The organism is Flavobacterium sp. LHD-85, from assembly GCF_030929595.1.
In the GTDB taxonomy this organism is placed as follows: Bacteria; Bacteroidota; Bacteroidia; order Flavobacteriales; family Flavobacteriaceae; genus Flavobacterium.
This window is the reverse complement of record NZ_JAVFVR010000007.1, coordinates 108752-127658: the sequence shown is the minus strand read 5'-3', so window position 1 is coordinate 127658 and position 18907 is coordinate 108752. Positions and strand designations below refer to the sequence as shown.

The following is an 18907-nucleotide window of genomic DNA, read 5'->3' as shown; positions in this document are numbered from 1 at the left end:
ATCCGTAACTTCAATATGTCCGCAACATAAGCATTTCTGATAATTTTTAAGCCACTATTTGAAAGCACTTTATAAAATTATTTGCCTCGTTTTAGTTTTATCCTTTTCGATAAAACTAGCTGCACAACATCAATCTAAGATGGAAGTGGCGGTTAATCTTGAACTTAAAACACTGAACGTAAAACAGGATATTACGTATCATAATACTACAAATGATACTTTAGTTTCGATTGTTTTAAACGACTGGAACAACGCTTTTGTTGACAAAAATACGCCTTTGGCAAAACGCTTTTCGGATGAATTTTACAGAGGTTTTCATTTGGCAAAGGCTGCTGACAGAGGAAAAACAACCATCATAAATTTAACTGAAACCAATTATTCTGCTCTAGAATGGGAAAGAAATGTTCAAGATCCCGATTACATTATAGTTAAGCTGAATCGCAAACTTCTTCCAAACGAAAAAATAGATCTGCACCTTAATTATATTGTAAAAATTCCAAATGATAAGTTTACTCATTTTGGCTTTGATCAAAATGGTGGCATGTTATTAAAAAACTGGTTTTTAAGTCCTGCCCGTTTTGAAAATGGATTTTTTGTAAAATACAACAATTACAATCTAGATGATATTGCCAATGCAGTGAGTGATTATGAAGTCGAAATTAAAATCCCAAATCAGTATTTTATTACTACAGATTTAAATTCGGTTGCCAAAGACACAAGCAACGAAAGCTACAATATTTACTCTTTTTCTGGAAGAAACAGAACTGATTTTAGCCTTTACATCGAAAAACAAAATAGTTTTAGAACCTATGATAACGGATCGCTACAGGTTGAAACCAATTTAAAAAACAAAAGAATAGACGAATTTCAGAAGGCCATTATCATTAACCGTGTGGTTTCTTATGCTGAGAAATTTATTGGCAAATATCCGCATGAAAAAATTACGGTTTCTCAAGCAGATTATGATAGAAATCCATTTTATGGTTTAAATCAATTGCCATCGTTTATCAGTCCGTTTGAAGATGATTTTATGTTTGAGATTCAATTTTTAAAGACTTTTTTAAATAATTATCTCAAAAACAGTCTGCGTTTAGATCCAAGAAAAGACAATTGGATTTATGACGGAATCCAGATCTATACCATGATGAAATACATGGAAGAACATCATCAGGATGAAAAAATGCTGGGAAGACTTTCGGATATGAAGCTCTTTAAAAGTTATAATATCACAAATCTGACTTTTAATGAGCAATACAGCTATTATTATATGCTGATGGCGCGTAAAAACCTAGACCAGCCACTGGGAGATCCAAAAAACACATTAATAAAATTTAACGAGCAAATTGCCAGCAAATATCGCGCTGGTTTAAGTTTGAGCTATTTAGATGATTATCTTAATCATGATATTGTTCCTAAAAGTGTAAAAGAGTTTTACAACCTAAACCAAATTGGGCAATCCAACAGATATGATTTCGAAAAAATCTTAACTCAAAAAAGTCCAAAAAATATAGACTGGTTCTTTAAAACCATTATTGATTCAAGAGATATTATCGATTATAAATTTTCGAATGTTTCGAGAACTGCAGACAGCATTACGTTTTCGGTTAAAAATAAAACTGGAATCTATGCTCCTATTCCTATTTACGGAATTAAAAAGAAAGAAGTCGTGTTTAAAGAATGGATTGAGCCTACTAAAAAAGACTCTGTTTATGAGTTCAGTCGAAAAAATGCTGACAAAATCGTCATTAATTACAATAACGAAGTTCCAGAATACAACCAGCGAAACAACTGGAGATCTTTAAAAAATGTTTCACTAAATCGTCCTATCAAATTTAATTTTGCTAAAGATTTAGAAGATCCAGATTACAATCAGATTTTATACATCCCCACATTAAATTATAATTATTATGATGGTTTTACTCCTGGAATTCGTTTTCACAATAAAACCATTTTAGACAAACCATTCAATTTTGACATCAATCCGGCTTATTCGATAAAAGCAGGAACGATTTCAGGCTCATCAGCATTTTCATGGAATCAGTATTATAGAAATAGCACCTTATATAATGTTCGATATTCTATTAGCCAGAATTATTTTCATTATGCCCCAGAGGCTACTTATTTGAGATTAAATCCGATGGTAGTGTTCCGCATTCGCGAAAAAGATTTTAGAGACAATAGAAAGCAAATGTTTATGTTCCGACAGGTAATTGTAAACCGTGAAGCGAGCGATTATATTACGGACAATTCGTCTCCTAATTATTCTATTTTTAATGCCCGCTACTCTAACACAAAAACTGAATTAATCGATCATTTTAGTTTTATGACCGATTTGCAGTTTTCTAGCGGATTTGGAAAAGTTTCTGGAGAAGTAGAGTATAGAAGGTTATTTGAGAATAATAAAAAGCTAAATTTAAGATTATACGTTGGAAGCTTCTTGTATAACACAACAAACTCAGATTATTTTAGTTTTGGTTTAGACCGCCCAACTGATTATTTATTTGATTATAATTTATTTGGAAGATCTGAAAGTACAGGATTTTTCAGCCAACAATACGTTATTGCTGAAGGAGGTTTTAAATCGCAATTAGAACCTTCATACGCTAACCAATGGATGACGACCTTAAATGCTAGCTACGCAATATGGAACTGGGTAGAACTTTACGGAGATATTGGTTTCTTGAAAAATAAACATCAAAGCGAGTTCTTTGCTTACGATTCTGGCGTACGTTTAAATCTAGTTCCTGACTACTTTGAACTCTATTTCCCTGTTTATTCTAATAATGGATGGGAAATATCTCAACCAAAATACAATGAAAAAATACGATTTATAATCACTTTCTCACCAAAAACATTAGTCACACTTTTTACTAGAAAATGGTTTTAATCAAATGAATTTTAAACAAAAACTTGCGAAATTATTAATAAAATTAAACTTCACATAAAAATAACACAAATAAAATACTTAGTTTATAGATTTGAATACAAATAATTAAATTATATTTATTTCAAAGAATTATGATTATTGATTGTTTTTAAGTAATTTCGCGACATAAACAACATGACCCTACAAGATTATGATAAAAGAAAAAAACAATACTACACTGACATTTGAAGATTTCAAAACTGAGGTATTGAATGACTATAGAATTGCGGTAACAAGCCGTGAATGTAGTCTTTTAGGTCGAAAAGAAGTATTAACAGGAAAAGCTAAATTTGGAATTTTTGGCGACGGAAAAGAAGTTCCGCAGCTGGCAATGGCAAAAGCTTTTAAAAACGGAGATTTCCGTTCTGGATACTATCGCGATCAAACTTTTATGATGGCTATCGGTGAATTGGATGCTAAACAGTTTTTTGCCGGTTTATACGGTCATACCGATTTAGCTTTTGATCCGATGTCTGCAGGAAGACAAATGGGCGGACACTTTGTAACGCACAGTTTAAATGAAGACGGTTCTTGGAAAGACTTAACCAAACAAAAAAATTCAAGTTCAGATATATCTCCAACTGCTGGTCAAATGCCAAGATTATTGGGATTAGCACAAGCTTCAAAAATCTACAGAAACGTTGACGGAATTACAATTAAAGATAAATTTACGGTAAACGGAAACGAAGTAGCTTGGGGAACTATTGGTAACGCGAGTACTTCTGAAGGTTTATTTTTTGAAACCATAAATGCTGCGGGAGTTTTACAAGTTCCGATGGTAATGAGTGTTTGGGATGATGAATACGGAATTTCTGTTCATGCTAAACATCAGACTACAAAAGAAAATATTTCTGAAATTTTAAAAGGATATCAGCGCGATGAAGATTCTAAAGGTTATGAAATCTTTAGAGTTAAAGGCTGGGATTATGCCGAACTGGTTTCTACTTATGAAAGAGCCGGAGCCATTGCACGCGAAGAACATATACCAGTTTTAATTCACGTAAACGAATTGACTCAACCGCAAGGACACTCTACTTCTGGTTCTCACGAACGTTACAAAAGTGCAGAAAGACTAGCTTGGGAAAGAGATTTTGACTGTATTCGTCAAATGCGTTTATGGATGATTGCAATTAATATTGCTTCTCCTGAAGAATTGGCAGAACTTGATTTCGAATTAAAGAAAGAAGTTTTAGAAGCTAAAAAAGAAGCTTGGAACAACTTCATTAATCCAATTATTGATGAGCAAAAGAATCTTTTAGCTTTATTGGAGCAAATTGCTGAAGCAAGCATCAACCATAAAGAAAGAATCAAAAAATTAATTTCTGAATTGGCCGCAATTAAAGCGCCTTTAAAGAAAGAATTATTAGTTTATGCTAGAAAAATTCTTCGTTTTATTGAAGTTCCAAATAGCAAAGTTCTTTTATCAAATTGGATTACAAGTTTCTTGAATGAAACTCAAGAAAAATTTAGCAGTAATCTTCATTCTGAATCTGCTCAAAATGTATTTTCAGTAGAAAAAGTTCTTCCTAAATATGCAGAAAATGCGAAACCAGATTTGGATGGAAGAATGATTCTTCGTGATAACTTTGATGCGTTATTTGCAAAATATCCTGAAACTTTAATTTTCGGTGAAGATGTTGGAAACATCGGAGACGTAAATCAAGGTCTTGAAGGCATGCAGGAAAAATACGGAGAACTTCGTGTTGCCGATGTCGGAATTCGTGAAGCGACTATTATTGGTCAGGGAATCGGAATGGCTTTGAGAGGTTTGCGCCCAATTGCTGAAATTCAGTATTTAGATTATTTACTGTACGCTATTCAGATCATGAGTGACGATTTAGCTACATTACAATATAGAACTGTTGGAAAACAGAAAGCGCCATTAATCATTAGAACGCGTGGACACCGTTTGGAAGGAATCTGGCATTCTGGTTCTCCAATGGGAATGATCATCAACGCTATTCGTGGAATCCATGTTTTGGTTCCTAGAGATATGACACAAGCGGCTGGTTTTTATAACACTTTGTTAGAATGTGACGAACCTGCTTTGGTTATTGAATGTTTGAACGGATACCGCTTAAAAGAAAAAACGCCTTTGAATTTTGGTGAATTCAAAACACCAATTGGAGTTGTAGAAACGCTAAGAGAAGGTTCTGATATTACTTTAGTTTCTTACGGATCAACTTTAAGATTGGTTATGCAAGCTGCTAATGAATTAGCAGAAAAAGGAATTGATTGCGAAGTTATTGATGTTCAATCTTTACTTCCATTTGATATTAGCAAAGACATCGTAAAAAGTATTGCTAAAACAAACCGTCTTTTAGTAATTGACGAAGATGTTCCTGGAGGAGCTTCAGCATTCATTTTACAGCAGATTTTAGAAGAGCAAGATGCTTACAAACATTTAGACAGCAAACCACAGACTTTAGCTGCAAAAGCACACAGACCAGCATACGGAACTGACGGTGATTACTTCTCTAAACCTTCTGCAGAAGATATTTACGAGAAAATTTACGATATGATGCACGAAGTTAATCCTTCAAAATATCCTGCTTTATATCAATAATTTTGATTGTTTTAGATATTAAAAAAAGCTCCAAGAATTTGGAGCTTTTTTTTTTGTATAGAGAATTATGAAAGATTATAAAATTATGTATTAACTCTCACATCAGTATATCTAAAATCTTTTTCTATTAGTGAAGTGTTTTTCAACAAATCTTTTCTCATTGCCAAAACAATCTTCCCTATAGCTTTCCTCCCTTTATCAACATCAGGCGCTTTACCATCCTGATCAATTATTAACTGCACTAATTCATTGAGTGCAATAACAACTTCGTCTGATGAATAAATCCAAGATCTATATTGTTCATCAAAAAAATCTAATTTAGTTTGATAATTAGCTGTTTCTCCAACAAAACCTTTTAGAAGAATTAAAAGATTAGCATATTTTTCTTCTCTGAATTTAATTATTGCATCTTCTTTTTTAGATTTAGAAGCAAAATAAAAAGTAATATAACCCCCAAAAATAGCAGATAAAAACGGAATTAATATTGAAATTATAGAAGTCATTTTACAGAATTAAAGTAATTAATATTTTTTTTAGAAGCAAAATTGCCCTTGCATTTTTTAAATCCTTTATCATATCATTATGCAACCGTTGTCGATTTACAAGTATGATCCTTCGTTCCTCAGGATAACAACTTTGCAAGTATAAAAAATCCGTTTAAATCAGCGTCTTCGCGAAAGCGAATCTGTTTAATCCGCGTTCAGACTATGAGTAATTAAATATCTCTTAACATCGCTCTCGCTCTTTCCAAATCCTCAGCCGTATCAATTCCAATTCCAACGTGAGTTGTTTCAACCATTTTGATACGTTTTCCAAACTCTAAATAACGCAATTGCTCTAACTTCTCAGAAGCTTCTAAAGATTTCATTGGAAGGCTGTAAAAGTCTAATAATGCTTGTTTTCTAAAAGCATAGATTCCGATATGCTGAAAATATCTTACTCCAACATTTTTCTCTCTAGGATATGGAATTACAGATCTTGAAAAATACAATGCAAACTGTGATTGATCTACAACCACTTTAACATTATTCGGATTATTGATTTCGTCTTCATTTGTAATTTCACGCATTAGCGAAGCCAAATCTATTTTTTTATCTGGATCATTTTTAAAAACAGATAAAACCTGCGCCAAAGGCTCTGCTTCTGTAAAAGGTTCGTCACCTTGCACATTTACCACAATATCAACGTCTAGATTTGCAACTGCTTCAGCAATTCGGTCGCTTCCAGATTCGTGTTCTTTGATGCTCATAATCGCCTTTCCGCCATTAGAAACAATTTCATCAAAAATCAAGTCAGAATCGGTTACTACAAAAACATCATCAAACAGCTTTGTCGAAACTGCTGCTTCATAAGTTCTTAGAATTACTGTTTTGCCTCCCAAATCCTGCATCAATTTGGCAGGGAAACGAGTTGAAGCATATCGCGCCGGAATTACAGCTATTATTTTCATTTGATTATTCAATTTTAAAGAGTCTAACAAATATACTATACACCAAGAGCTTTCAAAAATATATTTATAACATATTTATTAAAGCACTGCATTTTAATCTCTTATAGATTTTTTACTTTTATAAGAAAAACATGAAAAGAAACTTTACTTCACTTCTGCTCTATTTCTTTTTAATTCTAAGTTCGAATGCTTTCTCACAAACTGAAAATTCAAATGCCTTAAATCCATTTTCTAATCGATTTTTTTCAGGAAAAGGATATCAGCCTTTGCAAGATTTAAAATGGAAATTTAAGACTGAAGGCAAAATCTTTTCATCTCCAATTGTACAAAACGGAATCGCCTGTATTGGCAGCGAAGATGGTTATTTTTATGCTGTCGATGAAAAATCTGGAAGCTTAAAATGGAAATTTAAAACCAATGGAGCTGTTCACAGTTCCGCAAGTATTTACAATAACATTGTTTATTTCGGAAGCTTTGATGGCCATTATTATGCTGTAAATGCTAAAACAGGTAAAGAAATTTGGCGTTTTAAAACCAAAGGCGAACATTGGTATAGCGAAGTTGGAATGTGGGGCATGAAACCCAACGATTTACTCATGGCCGATTTATGGGACTTTTATCTTTCAACACCCGTTATTTATTTAGATAATAAATCGGCTTTGGCAATTTTTGGAAGCAGTGACGGGAATCTGTACGCTGTTGACGCTAAAAATGGAACTCTGAAATGGAATTTCCAGACCAAAGCTGCCATACACAGCACTCCTATTTTAGAAAAAAACATAGTTTATTTTGGCGGATGGGACGGTGTTTTTTATGCTTTGGATTGTAAAACTGGCAAAGAGAAATGGAAATTTTCTACTGAAATCAAAACAGGTTTCACTGGAATTCAAGCTTCTGCAACTATATCTGACGGTATCGTTTATTTTGGTGCAAGAGATCCGTATTTCTTTGCGCTTGATATCGAAACAGGAAAATTAATCTGGAAATATAATGCCGAAAATTCATGGATTTTAAGTTCTGCTGTTATCAAAGATAATACAGTTTATGTTGGAACTTCAGACACATATGCCCTATTAGCATTGGACGCCAAAACAGGAAAAGAAAAATATAGATTTAAAGGAAACGGATATGTTTATTCTTCGCCAGCAATTGCTGGAAACACAATATATTTTGGAGATTTTTCAGGGAATTTCTTTGACTTAAATCTGCTTTCTGATGGTAAAGAATCGCATATAATTCCAACAGAAAATAGAAATAAATTTGCTGGAAGCATTCTAAACAACAATCTTTTAGATTTTGGATTCGCAGCCAAAAAAGCCGACTTGTCCATTTATGCCGAAAATCAAAAAGTAATGGATGAGTTTTACAAATTAGGTTCAATTCTTTCTTCTCCATTCATCAGCAATAATGTTATTTTTTATGGAAGTGCAGATGGCTATCTTTATGCTTATAATTTGAAAAAAGAAAAATAATCCCTTTGCAAATCTCTCTGAAAAAATTATAACACAGAGATTCGCAAAGATTATTACATAAGTTTTACCGAAGTCATACTTAATGACCCTGCCAACAATTTATCATTAAACAAACTTAAATCGTCTGTTTTATCTTTTAGCCCTAAAGTATATAATAACGGAAGATAATGTTCTGGTGTTGGAACCGCCAATTGAACAGCTTTATTCATTTTTTCGAAATCTATTAAAGGCTGAAAATTTCCATCCAGCAAATAATTATTTACTGTTTCTCGTGCTTCAATTGCCCAATCGTAACCGTAATTGTCTTTATCAAAATTTCTAAAATCAACCATTCTTAGATTGTGGACAATATTACCGCTTCCAATAATTAAAACGCCTTTATAACGAAGTGCCTGCAGTTTTTGAGCCAAATCGAAATGATATTGTCCCGATTTGGTATAATCGATGCTTAATTGAATTACCGGAACATCTGCATTTGGATATAAATGTTTAATTACGCTCCAAGCGCCATGATCTAAACCCCAATGCTCGTCTAATTCAACCATAACAGGATCTAAAATCTTCTGCGTTTCAACTGCTAATTCAGGACTACCTTTTGCCGGATATTGAACATCAAAAAGCGCTTGCGGGAAACCTCCAAAATCATGAATGGTTCTTGGCATTTCCATAGAAGTCACTTTTGTTCCTTTTGTAAACCAATGTGCAGAAACACATAAAATAGCATTAGGCTGTGGCAGTGTTTTGGCCAGATTGCGAAAACCAGTCACAAACTGATTTTCTTCAATAGCATTCATTGGGCTACCGTGTCCTAGAAACAGAACTGGCATTTTATCTGTGTTCGAAAACGTTGATGAAATCGAATGTAAGTCGTTTAGTGTTGTCATTGTAAAAGTATTTAAACACGAATTACACAAATTTACACAAATCTAAATCGAAAAGAATTCGTGCTAATTCGTGAAATTAGTGTTTTTATTCCTCAAAACTCTCGTCTTTAAATCCTATCAAATATAACTTATTTTTGGCACGTGTCATAGCGGTGTACAACCATCTAATATAATCAGTATCAATGCCGTTTGGCAAAAATGGCTGTTCGATAAATACCGTATTCCACTGTCCACCTTGCGATTTATGGCAGGTTATAGCGTATGAAAATTTAACTTGAAGTCCATTAAAATATTCGTTTTCTTTTACCTTTTGGAATCTCTTGTATTTAGTCGGTTCGTCTTCATAATCTTTCATCACCTCTTCATACAAACGATTCGATTCTTCGTACGTTAAAGAAGGTGATTCGCTTGTTAAAGTATCTAAAATCAAAACCGTTTCAAAAGGCTTCTGCTCTGGATAATCGACCATTCTGATTTTTACTTTCGCAAACTTAAATCCGTACAATTCTTTGATTCCGAAAAGTTCCAAAACTTCAATAATATCTCCGTTGGCAATAAATCCAGCTTCATCAGTTTCTTTCAGCCAGAAGTAATTATTCTTAACCACCATCAAGAAATCACCAACCGAAAGTTCGCTTTCTTTAAATAAGATACGGCTTCTGATTTGCTCATTGTACTGATTGGCACGTTTATTAGAACGAACAATAAAAGCGGTATCTTCAATGCTATAATTACTGTATGCCGTGTTAATCGCATCTTGAATATCGTAACCGTCTGTCAGACGAACAATGTCTTTAAATTTCTTTACATTGAATTTGAATTCGGTTATAAAACTCTCTTTCAGCAATTCACGCAATTCTGTAGCATTGTACAAAATTCCTGAGCTTTCTTCCTGACGCATTACTTCGTCCAACTCGATATGCTCGATTTCTTTATCATAATGAATACCCAAAGTCTGAATATCAAGCGCAGGACTGATATCTAAATTTACTGGAGGCAGCTGAGCCGTATCTCCCAAAAGAATCATTTTGCAGTTTTGCCCCGAATACACATAATTAATCAAGTCATCTAGAAGTGAACTGCTGTCTAATGTGCTATCGGAAATCATCGAAGCCTCATCGACGATAAAAATGGTATTTTTGTGTTTGTTGACTTGTTTGGTAAAAGCGACTCCTCCGCCCGATGATTTCTTCGGAAAATATATTTTTTTATGAATTGTAAATGCTGGATTATTAGAATAATTGGCAATTACTTTTGCCGCACGCCCTGTTGGGGCAAGCAAAACGTACTTTTTATTAATATCGCTAAGATTATTTACGATAGTAGAAATAACGGTAGTTTTTCCCGTTCCTGCATATCCCTTCAAAACAAAAATAGTGTCGTTTTGGGGTTCGGTTAGGAAAATTGCAATTTTCTGAAAAAAAATATCCTGTTTGTAAGTTGGAGCAAAAGGAAATCGTTTTTGTAAAGTACCGTAAAACTGTGCAGAATTCATAAAGTAATATTGAAATACAAAGGTCGTTCTTTTTAATGGCAATGACAAAATTCAATTGCAATTGCAATTGCAACAGCAAAAATCAATTTCAATGACAAAATCAAGTTTAATATGAAAATTAAAAACAATCTCTAAACTTAAATTTTAATTATACTCATAAATAACTGACAATAAACAAAATGATAACATTCTGCTAACTTTTTTGCAATATTAAATTTTGAAATTGCATATTGTTTAAGTCCTTTTCATTGATATTGAAATTGACATTGTTATTTTTTTTATTTGTAAGTTTGTGGTCGCTTAAATTCTTTCTTGATTTAAAACAGGTAACGAATTGTAAATCAACTATGTCATTACAAAATACTAACATTACTTCAAAAAATTACAAAAAACTTTCTATTCAGGTTTCCCTGACTGGATTTTCATTTTGCTGTTTTGACACTTTAAATAATATCATCACTTCTTTCAAAGAAATAAAGTTTGACACCACTAGTAAAACAGCTCGAATTGAAGATTTATTCAGCAACGCTTTCAAGACTAATCCTGAATTAAAAGAAACTTACGACGAGGTAATGGTTATTCACAATAATAATCTTTCGACTTTTGTTCCAACTGCTTTATTTGATGAGAATTATTTAGGAAGTTATCTGCAATATACTACAAAAGTATTTGAAACAGATCACTTTACTTTTGACCAAATCCCTAATTATCAAATGAATTCCGTTTATATTCCGTATGTAAATATCAACAATTTTCTGATTGATAATGTAGGTTCTTTTAATTCTAAACACGCCAATAGTATTTTGGTTGAAAAAATCTTAGATAGCTCAAGAAATAACGACGACAAAAAAATGATTGTCAACTTCAATTCAGGAAATTTCGAGATTATCGTCGTGCAGAATCAAAAACTTTTGCTGTTTAATTCATTTGAATACAATACCCCAGAAGATTTTATCTACTATATTTTATTTACGGCAGAGCAAATGAGCATGAATCCGGAAAGTTTTAAATTAGAATTATTAGGAACAATTTCAGAAAACGATCCATTTTATGCCATAGCTTACAAATACGTGCGCCATATTTCTTTCATGGATGTCTCAAACCTAAAAGAAAGAAACAGCTTTACAACCGCTCAAAATCAAAAACATTATATCTTATTTCAATCATGAGAATCATTTCAGGAAAATACAAAGGACGCAGAATTTTTCCGCCAAAAAATCTACCTGTAAGACCAACGACTGATATGAGTAAAGAAGCATTGTTTAATGTTTTGAATAATCATTTTAGTTTTGACAGTTTAAAGGTTTTAGATCTTTTTTCGGGAACTGGAAACATAAGCTATGAATTCGCTTCACGCGGAAGCGCACCAATTACTTCTGTAGATGGCGATTTTGGATGCGTTAAATTTATCAAACAAGTTTCATCAGAATATGATTTTGATATTGCTGCAACTAAAAGTGATGTTTTTAAATTCTTAGAAAATTCTAAAACCACTTACGATATTATTTTCGCAGACCCGCCTTACGGGTTAGACCAAGCAACTTTTGAGAAAATTGTTTTAACCGTTTTTGAAAGAGATTTATTGGAAGAAGACGGCATGATGATTATCGAGCATTCAAAATATACAAAACTAGACCACATGATTAATTTTTCTTTCCAGAAAAGTTACGGCGGTTCGTTTTTTAGTTTCTTCGAACTAAATTCTACAGATGATGACGAAGAATTACCACACGATGTTTCTAAAAAAGAAACTGAAGAAGATGAAGGATAAATTAAAAAAATCCAAATTTTAAAATTCCAAATACCAAATTTTAAAATTGAAATCTCAAATTCCAAATTCCAATTTTTCCCTGACATATCAGGATTGGAATTTGGAATTTTTATTTTTTGGAATTTTAAACCTTATCTGATTCTGTTTTCGTTTTCATTGACGCTTTTTTCTTTGTATTCTGAATCTTTTATCTTTCCGAAAGAATAACGAATTGCAACAGAAATCTCATTTGCATCAACCCAATATTTAAACTTTGAATTTATGTTATTAATGCTAAAGGCATCAGTATAAGTCGTGGCTTTAAAAATATCATTGTAATTTAAAGTACAGCTCCAGTTTTTGCCAAATGTTTTTGCCAGCGACAAATCGACTATAAAATTGGCTTTTCGTTCAAAAATTCCATCGTTTTGTTTCGTCATTCCCCAGAAAGAAAGAACAAAAGCAAATTCCTTAGGCAATTTAAACGTATTGTTGGAATAATAATATAAATAAGGTTTTGATGGATGCAATAAAGCTGCGTCATCTTCAGTCTTACTTTTTGCAAAAATGAGAGAATTTGTTGCTGTCCAGAACTTATAGGTAAATGGAAGCGTCAAATCTATTGTAAAACCGCTTTCTCGCTTAAAATTAATATCGGTAATCATCAGAACATTTGTTTCTTCATTAAATACAAAAGTCGGATTTACAACATCTTTAGTTTGATAATAACTAAATTTTAAAGTTTTATCCAAATATTGAAAGGAACTCGAAATTTCGTCTACAAATGCCGGACCCAAATTTATACTGCTTCCGTACAAAAAATATGGATTTATATAAGTTGCTATTTGGCTTAATGAAGAATACTTAGGTCTCACAATACTTTTTGCATAATCTAGAATAATGCTTTTTGTACTGTCAATAGAAAAAGCAATATTGGCTTTCGGAAACAAATTGGTATAATTTTTATCAATAGAAGGCGAAACTTGCGTTCTAAATTTTGCGTATACATTGGTATTTTCGGCCCTTAGTCCGAATGAAAAGTCTACTTTTTTCAGCTTTCCCGAAAACTGGATATAAGCCGCTAGGTTTTCTTCTTTAAAATCATAATCTGAAATTTCGTTAGAGTTTTTCTCAAAATCAAAAATGTCTGCGTTTGATACTGATTTTGCCTTTAGATACAATGCACCATATTCCAGATTCATTTCATTCTTAAACTTTTTCTCCAAATCGATTCTTCCAGAAAAAACATCAACATTAAATTTCTGATCACGATTTTGCGACAATTCAAAATCGGTTTCATTATAATTATTGGCCACTAAACTTTCTAAATGCTGATTAAAATTAGAATACTGGAAACCAGCAAAAAGCTGTGTGTCTATCGATTTTATTCTTTTTGAATAATTCACAAATGCATTTACAAAATCCTTTTTACTCGAATTATCGCTCAGCGTGAAAACATTGTTTACTTGATCCTGATTTTGGTTAAAAGTAAAAGTGTTAATGTCGAAAGTATCATTCTGAAGCTTTCCATTTACATTAATGGAGAAATAATCCTCCTCCTTTATTTTGTAAAACATTCCGCCTCCAAAAATGTATTGATTGCGATGCGTATTTGCCATTACATCATAATTGGAAACAATGGAAGCTTTTGGAATTTCATAATCTAAAGTATGCTTTTCCCAAGGATTTAATCTATTGTAATTAAAATTGGCTTTCCATTCTAATTTTCCTTTTTTAAAATTGGAATTAAAGCCTAAATAGTTGTTATAGTTTTTTTTGAAAGATGCCACTTCAGAAATTTCAGTTCTAACACTGTCCTTTTTACTTAGTTTTCTGGTAATTAAAATCACCGCACGCCCTTCGGCTTCATATTTAGAAGATGGATTCTTTATAATCTCAATTGTCTTTATATCGGCGACACTTAAAGCATTCAAATCGGTTATCGTTCCTTTTTGCCCGTCAATGTAAATGAGCGGATTTCCTTTTCCGACAATCGAAATACTTTCTCGATCAGTACTTACTTGAACCGATGGCAATTTTGAAAGCAAATCGACTGGATTTGGAATTGTGCTGTAAACCGAATTGGCAACGTCAACTTTTATGTTTCCGTTTGAGTTTGTAAATGTCTTTTTCTCCTGCGTGACAACGATTTCATCTAATTGATTTGAAGTAGAATCTTTTGGTGTTTCATTCTGTGCATTAGCAATAAATGAAAGACAAAAAAGTAAAAGTGCTATTAGAAGTTTTAATGGCTGGTAAAGATTCATTTTAAAATTTAAATTGATTAGTGTTGCTGCAAAAATGCTTTGAAAACCGACTTCCGAAAGTTAATCGTAGGTTAATGCAGGGTTAATCTCCCATTTGTATGGTAAAAACTGTATTTTTGAAACAGAATTCGAAGGAATATGAAACAAAGAATCAATTTATTAATCGCATTTTCTGTCATTGCACTAATTGTGCTTATGACCGTGCAATGTTATTTGGTAAAAACAGCCTACGAATATAAAGTGGCACAGTTTCATACGCAGATTAAAAATGAAATTGCTCAGATTTCGAATAATTACAGCGATATTGATTCAGCTTTTGTAGCAAAAAAAGAAGCGCTTTACAAAAGCCTTTCTGAAAGATATATAAAAGGAAAAAACACAAAACTAGATATTAAGATTGGCGTTTTACAGAATGAATACCAGAGCGCTGTAACTCGAGAAATCCAAAGAAAATTCGAAAGAGATTTGCCGAATTTTAAAATTGATTTTGCGATTGTTCTCAACAAATTTATTTTATATCAAAGTGCCAAAAAAGCCGATACGATTTTCTCGGAAAAACCTTTTATTCAGAATAAATTGTATGGAAATCTGGCGTCTTTAAATCATGCTTTTTTAGTTAGAAATTATGTTGGAACAACCAACGGAACTTTTGAAAATCAGGAATATCAATTGCTGACAGAAGATTCTATGTATGTTTCTGTACTGGATTGGGAAATGATAATTCTGAGACGAATGACTTTTATTCTTATTCTGTCTTTATTATCAATTCTGACTTTAATCACGCTTTTTGTCATTGCCTTAAAAGCTTTAATAAAACAGAAAAAAGTGAGTGATGTAAAAACCGATTTTATCAATAATATCACGCATGAACTAAAAACACCGTTGGCTACTTTAGGGATCTCGACAAAGATTTTGGCACAGAAAAGCATTCGTGAAAACGAAGAAAATTTCAACGCCATTGTGAGTACAATTTCACGCCAGAATAACCGTCTTCAAAATTTGATTGATCAGGTTATGGCGAATTCTTTAGCAGAAAATGAAATTGAATTGCAAAAAGAAAAAATAGATGCCGAAGATTTTCTGCTTTCTATTGTGAATGATTTTAAAATTACGTTTCCAAAAATCAATCTTAAAACCGATTTTCAAACTGAGAAAACGATTCTAGTTTTGGATAAATTTCATTTAACAACGGCTTTCTTGAATGTTTTGGAAAATGCTGCAAAATACGGATCTAACACTATTACAATAAAAACAAAAATGGTAGAAAATCAATTTTCTATCAGTTTTGAAGACGACGGAATTGGAATTGCTAAAAACAAGCAAGCCTTTCTTTTTGAAAAGTTCTATCGTGTGCAACAAGGAAATCTGCATAATACAAAAGGTTTAGGTTTAGGTTTGTATTATGTTGACCAAATTGTAAAAGCACATCAAGGCTCTGTTAACGTTATTAGCGAGTTAGGAAAAGGAACCCAATTTACTATTTTATTAAAAGTTTAATTCCCTTATTTTGAAAAGATTACTTTTAGCCGAAGACGATTTTGATTTTGCTGCAATTTTAAAACAGTATCTAGAACTACATCAATTTGAAGTAATCTGGGCAGAAAACGGCGAGATTGCTTTGGACTATTTTAAAAACCAGGTTTTTGACATTTGTATTTTTGATGTTATGATGCCCAAAATGGACGGATTTTCATTGGCAGAAAAAATTATTAATATCAATCCTGAAATTCCTTTTATTTTTCTAACAGCGAGAAAATTAAAAGAAGATAAAATCATTGGTCTAAAACTTGGCGCAGACGATTATATCGCAAAACCTTTTGAGGTTGACGAACTGGTTCTTCGTCTACAGAATATCCTAAAAAGAATCGAACAAAAAAGAAGTCTAGACGGAAATAACATAATCGAAATTGGTTCGTATATTTTTGATAACGAACGCTTAACTCTTAACAATAAAAATCATGTTCAGCAGCTTACAGAAATGGAAGCATCTCTTATTGAGTATTTATATTTGAATCATAATCAGTTATTAAAAAGAGATCAGATTTTAATGTCAATCTGGAAAAAAGACGATTATTTCTCAGGACGAAGCATGGATGTTTTTATCAGCAGACTTAGAAAGTATTTTAATTCAGATCCAAAAATCAAAATAGAAAGCGTTAGAAATATCGGATTGGAATTTAAAATAGAAAAATAGCATTCGAATCATATAATTTTGCATAAGCAATTGTATAACAGGAATTATCTTTGTAAAATTTAACTTTGTTAGAGAACTTTTAAATCTAACAATCATGAACCTAAAAAGATTTTTCGGCGGGTTGCTTACAATCCTCGGAATTATAGGACTTATTTATACAGCTGTTATTTTTGCTGGCACGTCCGGAGAAACCAGAGATATAAAATCGCTTATTATTTACGGAATATTAGGAATCGTATTTTTCATGTCGGGCATTAGTCTGGTGCGAACAACGAAGGACGAATCGTAGTCTTTTCTTTTGCCACGAAGGCGCTAAGGCACGAAGTTTTTTAATCTCGCAAAGGCGCAAAATCGCAAAGATTTTTTTTTAATTTTTTTTAACTTTGCAGGCAAAGATTATTTATAAAATTCAATTTAAATAGCGTCCAGCTTTAGCTGGATGATCACAAATTAAAGAAAGACAAAGGCTTTAGCCAAACTAGAAGCTGTTTGGCTAAAGCCTTTAAAATTTAATTCTCCGTAAACTCCAGCTAAAGCTGGAGGCAACTCAAAAAAAATCTTTTCGACTCCGCGACTTTGCGAGCAATTTTAAGCTCAAAGAAAAACAAAAGCTTTGCGATTTAGCGTCTTTGTGGCAAAATCATTCTGATAAAGGATCAAGATTCAGTTCTGCAAAATCTCTTTCTGTTTTAGAAATTATTATGGTTGCCACTGTGTTTCCAATTAAATTGGTAATCGCTCTAGCTTCGCTCATAAATTTATCTACACCCAATAGAAATGCCAAACCTTCAACTGGAATTTTATGCAATGCTGTTAAGGTTGATGCTAAAACAATAAATCCGCTTCCAGTTACGCCTGCTGCGCCTTTAGAAGTAATCATCAAAATTCCGATTACAGTTAGAATTTCGAAAAAACTTAAATGCACATCATACAACTGCGCAATAAACAGAACCGACATTGAAAGGTAAATAGAGGTTCCGTCCAAATTAAAAGAATAACCAGTCGGAATCACCAATCCCACAACCGATTTACTGCAGCCCATTCTTTCGAGTTTTACCATAATGCTTGGCAAAGCAGCTTCAGAAGATGAAGTTCCGAGAACCAGCAAAAGTTCTTCTTTGATATATTTTAAAATTGAAAGAATGCTGATTTTGTAATATCGTAATATACTTCCCAAAACCAAAAAGACAAACAACGCCATAGTCAGATAAACACATAGCATCAATTTGCCAAGCGGAATCAAAGTGGCAAGACCAAATTTCCCAATTGTATAAGCCATTCCGCCAAAAGCACCAATTGGAGCGAGATACATTACATATTTTAAACCAAAGAAAACTACTTTAGAAAAGCGCTCTAAAACCAAAATAGTCTGTTCTCTTTTCTGATAAAAGTTCAGCGCGATTCCGCATATAATAGCAGCCAATAAAACCTGTAATGTAAAGTTGGATAAGAAGAACTGCAACCACGAAAAATCCTTTGCTCCGCCATTTGTATATTGGCTTGCATCGCCAAAAGTCAATCCCGATTTATCAATTTTTCCAGGTTTAAATATATATGCTACAGCAACGCCAATTGCAAGAGCAACGGTTGAAACTACTTCAAAATAGGTTAAAGCTTTAACGCCAATGCGCCCCACTTTTTTCAAGTTTCCCATTCCCGAAATTCCCAAAACAATGGTTAAGAAAATAATTGGACCAATAAAAAGTGAAATAAGCTGAATAAACTTCTTGCCTAGAAATTCCATTTTTACGCCATTTTCTGGAGAAAAATGTCCTAGCAAAACGCCTGAAATAATAGCAATTAAGACCCAAAAAGTAAGATTGGTTACAATGGTTCTAAAAAGGCTTTTTTTAAATTTTGAAGAAGGATTTGGAGTGGTAATATTCATGAGGATTAGTTAGAT

13 protein-coding genes are annotated in these 18907 nt (G+C 32.7%); 7 read left to right on the top strand and 6 right to left on the bottom strand.

Annotated elements, in window-relative coordinates; genetic code table 11:
- Window positions 1–139: 139 nt before the first annotated feature.
- Window positions 140–2887: an aminopeptidase gene (locus RB618_RS13535; protein ID WP_308069213.1), complete on the top strand. Its 2748-nt coding sequence runs from the start codon at window positions 140–142 to the stop codon at window positions 2885–2887.
- 190 nt (window positions 2888–3077) lie between these two features.
- Entirely contained in the window at window positions 3078–5492 is a 2415-nt protein-coding gene (locus tag RB618_RS13530; RefSeq protein WP_308069212.1) for a thiamine pyrophosphate-dependent enzyme, read from the top strand.
- 83 nt (window positions 5493–5575) lie between these two features.
- Here RB618_RS13530 and RB618_RS13525 read toward each other — a convergent pair whose 3' ends face one another.
- Both RB618_RS13525 and kdsB read right to left on the bottom strand, forming a co-directional pair.
- On the bottom strand, window positions 5576–5995 hold the full coding sequence (locus RB618_RS13525) for a hypothetical protein (protein ID WP_308069211.1): 420 nt from the start codon (window positions 5993–5995) through the stop codon (window positions 5576–5578).
- Window positions 5996–6207: 212 nt separating this feature from the next.
- Window positions 6208–6942, bottom strand: a complete 735-nt coding sequence (gene kdsB / locus RB618_RS13520) for a 3-deoxy-manno-octulosonate cytidylyltransferase (protein ID WP_308069210.1) — start codon at window positions 6940–6942, stop codon at window positions 6208–6210.
- Between the two features lie 131 nt (window positions 6943–7073).
- Between kdsB and RB618_RS13515 the strand changes: the two genes are divergently transcribed.
- Entirely contained in the window at window positions 7074–8414 is a 1341-nt protein-coding gene (locus RB618_RS13515; RefSeq protein WP_308069209.1) for a PQQ-binding-like beta-propeller repeat protein, read from the top strand.
- A gap of 53 nt (window positions 8415–8467) precedes the next feature.
- On the opposite strand, the gene ygiD is transcribed toward RB618_RS13515, so the two are convergent.
- Together ygiD and RB618_RS13505 are read right to left on the bottom strand one after the other, a co-directional pair.
- On the bottom strand, window positions 8468–9298 hold the full coding sequence (gene ygiD, locus RB618_RS13510) for a 4,5-DOPA dioxygenase extradiol (RefSeq protein ID WP_308069208.1): 831 nt from the start codon (window positions 9296–9298) through the stop codon (window positions 8468–8470).
- A gap of 85 nt (window positions 9299–9383) precedes the next feature.
- Window positions 9384–10793, bottom strand: coding sequence for an AAA family ATPase (locus RB618_RS13505; protein WP_308069207.1), 1410 nt, complete (start codon window positions 10791–10793; stop codon window positions 9384–9386).
- A 347-nt stretch (window positions 10794–11140) separates the two neighbouring features.
- Between RB618_RS13505 and RB618_RS13500 the strand changes: the two genes are divergently transcribed.
- Together RB618_RS13500 and RB618_RS13495 are read left to right on the top strand one after the other, a co-directional pair.
- Complete coding sequence (locus tag RB618_RS13500) at window positions 11141–11962, top strand: DUF3822 family protein (protein ID WP_308069206.1); 822 nt, start codon at window positions 11141–11143, stop codon at window positions 11960–11962.
- The gene (locus RB618_RS13495; RefSeq protein ID WP_111377221.1) at window positions 11959–12564 is read left to right on the top strand and encodes an RsmD family RNA methyltransferase; all 606 of its coding nucleotides are present in this window, start codon (window positions 11959–11961) and stop codon (window positions 12562–12564) included. Before RB618_RS13500 ends, RB618_RS13495 begins: the two co-directional genes overlap by 4 nt.
- A 131-nt stretch (window positions 12565–12695) precedes the next feature.
- Here the strand turns inward: RB618_RS13495 and RB618_RS13490 are convergent, their stop codons facing one another.
- Window positions 12696–14810, bottom strand: a complete 2115-nt coding sequence (locus RB618_RS13490; RefSeq protein ID WP_308069205.1) for a TonB-dependent receptor domain-containing protein — start codon at window positions 14808–14810, stop codon at window positions 12696–12698.
- 138 nt (window positions 14811–14948) lie between these two features.
- On the opposite strand from RB618_RS13490, the gene RB618_RS13485 reads away from it, so the two are divergent.
- Both RB618_RS13485 and RB618_RS13480 read left to right on the top strand, forming a co-directional pair.
- Entirely contained in the window at window positions 14949–16307 is a 1359-nt protein-coding gene (locus RB618_RS13485; RefSeq protein WP_308069204.1) for a HAMP domain-containing sensor histidine kinase, read from the top strand.
- Between the two features lie 10 nt (window positions 16308–16317).
- Window positions 16318–17004 (top strand): response regulator transcription factor, encoded by a 687-nt coding sequence (locus tag RB618_RS13480; protein WP_308069203.1) that lies wholly within the window; start codon window positions 16318–16320, stop codon window positions 17002–17004.
- A 640-nt stretch (window positions 17005–17644) separates the two neighbouring features.
- On the opposite strand, the gene RB618_RS13475 is transcribed toward RB618_RS13480, so the two are convergent.
- Window positions 17645–18892, bottom strand: coding sequence for a cation:dicarboxylate symporter family transporter (locus RB618_RS13475; RefSeq protein ID WP_308069202.1), 1248 nt, complete (start codon window positions 18890–18892; stop codon window positions 17645–17647).
- Window positions 18893–18907: the final 15 nt, after the last annotated feature.